5 protein-coding genes are annotated in these 5632 nt (G+C 42.5%); all 5 read right to left on the reverse strand.

Annotated features, from left to right (window positions below):
- Positions 1–30: 30 nt before the first annotated feature.
- Positions 31–1128 carry an ABC transporter substrate-binding protein gene (locus tag IQ230_RS25710; protein WP_193935025.1) on the reverse strand — a complete coding sequence of 366 codons (1098 nt, stop codon included), beginning with the start codon at positions 1126–1128 and terminating at the stop codon, positions 31–33.
- Position 1129: 1 nt separating this feature from the next.
- Positions 1130–3688 (reverse strand): TonB-dependent siderophore receptor, encoded by a 2559-nt coding sequence (locus IQ230_RS25715; protein WP_193935026.1) that lies wholly within the window; start codon positions 3686–3688, stop codon positions 1130–1132.
- A gap of 247 nt (positions 3689–3935) precedes the next feature.
- Positions 3936–4154: a DUF2283 domain-containing protein gene (locus IQ230_RS25720; RefSeq protein WP_193935029.1), complete on the reverse strand. Its 219-nt coding sequence runs from the start codon at positions 4152–4154 to the stop codon at positions 3936–3938.
- 8 nt (positions 4155–4162) lie between these two features.
- Positions 4163–4405, reverse strand: coding sequence for a DUF4258 domain-containing protein (locus IQ230_RS25725; protein WP_193935027.1), 243 nt, complete (start codon positions 4403–4405; stop codon positions 4163–4165).
- A gap of 11 nt (positions 4406–4416) precedes the next feature.
- Positions 4417–5415, reverse strand: a complete 999-nt coding sequence (locus IQ230_RS25730; protein ID WP_193935028.1) for a helix-turn-helix transcriptional regulator — start codon at positions 5413–5415, stop codon at positions 4417–4419.
- Between the last annotated feature and the right edge of the window lie 217 nt (positions 5416–5632).

Raw genomic sequence — 5632 nt, forward strand, 5'->3', positions numbered from 1 at the left:
CTGATTGAGGTGTCACCTTGTGTGTATGCCTTAACTATTTTTTCTCGCAAGTCGAGCGAGTACGGTTTCATTAGACTTCATTTGTGTACTCCTCTTACTGTACCTCATAAACTTGCAATAGGCTGTAAATAAGTCATCAAGAATAAAGTTTGCTGTAATTGGTCCAGCACCTTGGAAATAATCACCTACTTCATATACTTTGTTTTGCTGGACAACTTGTAATTGCGTCCAGAGTGGATCAGTTTTTAATTTCTCAAGTTGAGATTGTGCTTTGTGCTGCTCTTTACCAACTTCACCCCAACTTCTTAAGAATAGTGCATCACTTTCGAGTTCATAAAGCCTTTCTTTGCTTAATGTCCAGGTTCTCCAGGTATATTGGGTCAAAGCCGGAGGCAAGGATAATCCTGCTTCTTGAATAACACTCATTGCAAAAGAGTCTTTTGTGCTAAGAATGAAAGCATCTGCACGCACCTCAATAGCAGATATCGTAAATGGCAACTGATTGCTCATTTCAGCTTTAAACCTCTTGATTCGCGCATCATAGTTGTCCATTACTTGCTGTGCTTTGTCAGTCTTACCCAATGCCTCAGCAAATAACCTGAATGTCCTCTTCCAGTCCTCTGCCCCATCCAGAACCGTCGGAGCGATTTTCGACAACTGGGGATAAACTTGTTCAATTCTTGATTTATGCCCCAAAATTAAATCAGGTTTCAGTTTTAAGAGCCGTTCTAGATTCGGTCCTTGCGGATTGCTGATATCTTCAATTCCTTGCCATTGTTCAGACGGTAACTTTTCCTTGACATAGGTGAGAACGTTGGGCGTTCCGGCGATCGGTTTGACTCCCAGTGCCAATACAGGGTCTAATTCTGTACCACCCCAAACGACAACTCGCTGAGGATTGAGGGGAACACAAGTGTCACCCATCACGTGTGCAATAATACGGCAGTTATTAGAAACTGCTTCTAATTCCCGATACGAAGAAATACCGCAAGCAGAAATAGTCAGAATGGCAAAGTTCAACAAAACGAAAAATTTCAGGACACGTTGATAACGCTGTTGAATTGCCATGCGACTCTTACCTTGATTATGTAAGTGCAAGATGTCCAACCAGATAATAAATTTTTGCATCTTAAAATCGAACTGAAACTGTTCCTAATATCGTGAACGGTGCACCTGGAATTACAGATGTTCGACTGAAAGAGCTTTCAAAATAATCTACATCAAACAGGTTCTTGACATTTAACGCTACTTCCCAGTTCGGTCGTCGATAAAAAATAGTAGCATCGGTTCGCATATAGCTAGGTAACTCAAAGCTGTTATCGAGATCTCCTTGTCGATTGCCCACCAAAAATATACCGCTGCCGAAGCCTAATCCTGCCAGCGCACCTTGTTGAAATTCATAGGTTAACCACAAACTACCACTATGTAGGGGGACATTATAAGGACGATTACCTTCAATTCCGCTATTATCGCGTGTAATTTCTGCATCTGTGTAGGCATAGCTAGCAATGATGTTGAACCCTGGCAGAACTTCGCCAATGACATCTAGTTCAATGCCTTGACTGCGCTCTTCACCAATTTGAATACTGAATCCAGGACGATTGGGGTCGTCAGTGACCACGTTTTGCTTTGTCAGATGGTAAGCAGTAAGAGTCGCAATTAAGCGATTTTGGATGAATTCTGTTCTTATCCCTGCTTCAAATTGTTCGCCACGGGTCGGCTCAAAAGTACTGCCATCTGCATTTCTAAAATCTGCGGACGAAGGAGCAAATGAACGGCTATAGCTGGTGAATAAAGACACTGGTTCAGCCACTCGATAGACTACTCCAACTTGAGGACTGAAAGCCGTATCCTGCTGTTTATACTCTTCTCCTGTTAAAAAGTTGTTAACAGTTTGATCGACCACATCGAGTCGTCCGCCTAGGAGAATTTTCCATTGATTTCCAATAGAAATCAAATCTTGAGCATAGAAACCAAAAATGTTTTGAAAAGTTTGACCATCTCCTGTTTGAATGAAGTCTAGCGGTGGGCTGTCGGCATCATTTGGATTAAAGATATCAATCGGGGGAACATCAGCGTTAAAAAGCTCGCCAGCAGTAGTGACTCGACGAAATTCTGTACCAATCACTAGACTATGATCGAGCGATCCTGTTGCAAAACGACCTGTGACATCAGTTTGAAACACATAGTTCTCATCATGTCCTACTGACCTAAATGAACCACGAGTCACGGTTCGGTTGTCTTCTAATAAATCATTAAGAAATACCTCCTCCTCGTTGGTATCAAGAAACTCATATCGAAACGCATTCCGAATTGACCAATTTTCACTGAAGTCATGTTCCAAGCGATAGCCAATGTTACCGACACTGCGATCGCGATTGTCTAATCCAGGATAGTTATCTAAGGGCTGCGATCGCGACACCTCACCGAAAGGATTAGATATGACTGTCCCTTCTGCAGGTAAACCTGAAAAGAGTAATCCAGAAAAGTTGAGATACTGTCCTTCTACTATTAGGTTGGTTGCGCTACCCAACTGAAAACTCACTACAGGTGCGACAAAAAATCTTTCAAGATCGATGTCGTCTACAAAAGTTCCAGAGTTTTGATAGGCAATATTGAGACGGTAAAGAATCGTGCGAGCGTCATTTAGGGAATCGGAAAAGTCAAGGGTGGGACGGTAGGAGTTGAAACTGCCTGCCGTAAAATCAAATGCATAATAGGGTTCAGTTAATGGTTGTTTCGTTAAGATATTGATGACTCCACCTGGTGCACCCTGACTATAAAGGACTGAAGAGGGTCCTTTTAAGACTTCGATGCGTTCTATATTGGCAGTTTCTTGTCCAAGGTTATAACCAGTAAATTCATTTCTGATACCGTTCGTAAAGTAATCGCGACCAATCGTAAATCCACGTACCCGAATAAAATCACTGAAGATACTGAGTGGAGTAGAGTCTTGGGCAATACCGCTGACATTGCGAAGTGCATCTCCCACTGTTGTAACTCGCTGGTCTTCAATCACTTGTTGCGGTACGACCTGAACCGATCGAGGAACATCTAAGAGTGGCGTTTCGGTTCGCGTCGCAGTCGTCGCACGATCAACTTGATAGCCTTGTTCTGGCTGTGCTGTCACGACAACCTGAATCGTCTCTTCAGATTCTTCAACAACTTCTGATCCTGGAACTACACTCAGTACTAATCTTTGCACCTCTTCTCTCACAGTTGCGGTTGGAGCAGTATTTGTACCTGTAATAGCGACTCGAATTTGGTTTTTTGGTAAACCCGTAACGCTGATTCGTGCAATCCCCTCTACTGGATTTGTTTGCTGAAACTCATCATCAGGGAGTTCTAGCACCGCATTAGGAATTTCCACAATCAAGGTATTGTCTACAACAGAAGTTGATGGTTCAGACAATTGCCCTTCTGCGGTTTCTAAAATGACCTCAACACCTGCATCCGTTGTACTCAACCGAATTCCGGTAATTGGCACAATCGTGGTTTGCGCGATTTGCTCGTGCCATTCGTCTAACGTTGTTGCAGGTTGTGCAAATTCATTAAGTGTAGGAATTTCTAAGGACGACATTGAGTGCTTATGCTGCGTTTTCACCACTTCACTTGCCCAGCTTGGAGAAACCATTAGGATTGAAAAAGCACTCGCGATCCAAATTAGTTGATACTGTTGACTTGGCATTGCTCCGCACACCTTAAGGGAGTAGGAATATTTCTTTGCTATTCCCTAGTTGATAATCTTTTGCAAAAAAATCTTACAAGGTATGGGCGTGCAATGAGCGATCGCAAATTGTTCCAACGGGACTTTTTTTTGTTCCAGCCGGACTTTTTGGGGCGATCGCCTTTTGACTGGCGCTGTCTCATCAGGTTGGCTAAAGCCACACTTCCCAATGACGCTCCATTCGTACAGGCAGGATGGAGCATTTCGACTATCGAGGTGTAATCTGATCGAGTGATGTGATTAATAACGGCTTGCCTTCGAGTTGGTCGATCTTCTTGGAAGCATTCAACACCTCAACACCAATCACATTGCCATCTTTGTCGTAGTCAAGAATTACACCAGGTTCAACCTCTTCACTTTCTTCAATAGCTGCATCTCCCCAGTTAATAGCTAGAGCATCGGCTTGTGGATCGTAATGTGCTTTCATCATTGCCTTCAGTATTTATCGATTTTGCTAGTTACATAAATTGTTATTACAAGCATTGGGTCTACACTGTCATTTACGAAAACTCGAAATAACTGTGTTTTACCGTTGTAGTTAAATTGTGACTGATAAACTTTTACCCCATCTTCCTCAAATTCTTGCTGAGGATGCTCAATCACTGTAAGCAAAAGAAATAATGGCAGTTTTCTTTTCGCTAATTGCTCTTGTGCGTGAGTGGTGAGGGCGAAGTTCATCCTATCACTCTCTATCTCCTTCTATGTAACGCTTTGGGATTCACACCAAATGTTTTCTTAAAGGCAGCATTAAACGAACTCTGACTCGCGTAACCGACTAATCGCGCTGTTTCTTTAACATTCATCTGCCCTGCCATTAGCAACTGTTGTGCTTGCTGCATTCGGCGATCGTGCAAATAGCCAAAAACTGTTGTGCCAAACACTTGACGAAAACCCTGCTTCAACTTGCGGTCATTCAAACCAACTTGTCGCGCTAGTTCTAACAATGAAGGCGGTTGTCTTAGGTTACAGGTTAAAAGGTCTTTTGCTCGATAAAGACAATCAATATCACTATGCGAAAGGCTGCATAATTTCGGTGTTTTGTCAAGTTCACTTGCTTGGGTTAACCACAAAATGAGCAATTCTAATGCTTTACTTTCTAAATAAAACTGACGCGTCCATCCCTGATAAGGACAATTCAAGATCTGTTGTAGCGCCATATGCATCTCAGGGGTAGTTGTTTCCAGGCGATAGAAAGGTGGTAATTCTTGTTCTTCAACGAGTAGTCTTAATTCTTTAGGCAAGGTAGCAACAGACTGATGACTCATTTTCCGTAGCGCTTCTGTCGTAATACCTACTCGAATTTTAATAATGCGATCGCCCGCCGACCAATCTTCAGTTTCTCTACCTTCAGGCACAAATTCTATGTAATTTTTTCCTGGTACTTCAAAAATGTAATCCGTTAATCCATGATGGATCGTTCTCACAGTTCCAGCAATGACAAAGCTGACACAGAGGCGGCTGGGATAGGTTGTATAGCCGTTGTAACCATCTAAAGTTAAATCTTCTCGCAGTTCATAGTCACACATCATCAAGTACAATCCATTGCGTAGCGGAACGTAGCGATCGCTTCCCTTTCCGATTTGCCCAGAAAATTTGCAGACTTGTTCAGAGAAATCGGATTGCGCGATCGTTTTGGTTTCTTCTTGCCACAATTCACCCCAATCTGCATCTGAAAGTTTTAAGCTCATTGAGCAATCTCCAACAAAATCAGAACTTAGGAGAATAAATGCTAATAATTTGCATTAATTAATCATACGTTAACGTCAGTTCGGGATAAGAAAAGGAGGGGGCAAGTAAGCTGAAATTAAGTTAAACCATTCAGCGCCCCGTCCTATGTCTAGTTTAGAAGCATTGTTTTGTGAGGTCGATGATTTTTGCACATATTTTGAACCTCAGTGGCATAGG

The sequence above is a fragment of the Gloeocapsopsis crepidinum LEGE 06123 genome (genome assembly GCF_015207655.1).
GTDB lineage: Bacteria > Cyanobacteriota > Cyanobacteriia > Cyanobacteriales > Chroococcidiopsidaceae > Gloeocapsopsis > Gloeocapsopsis crepidinum.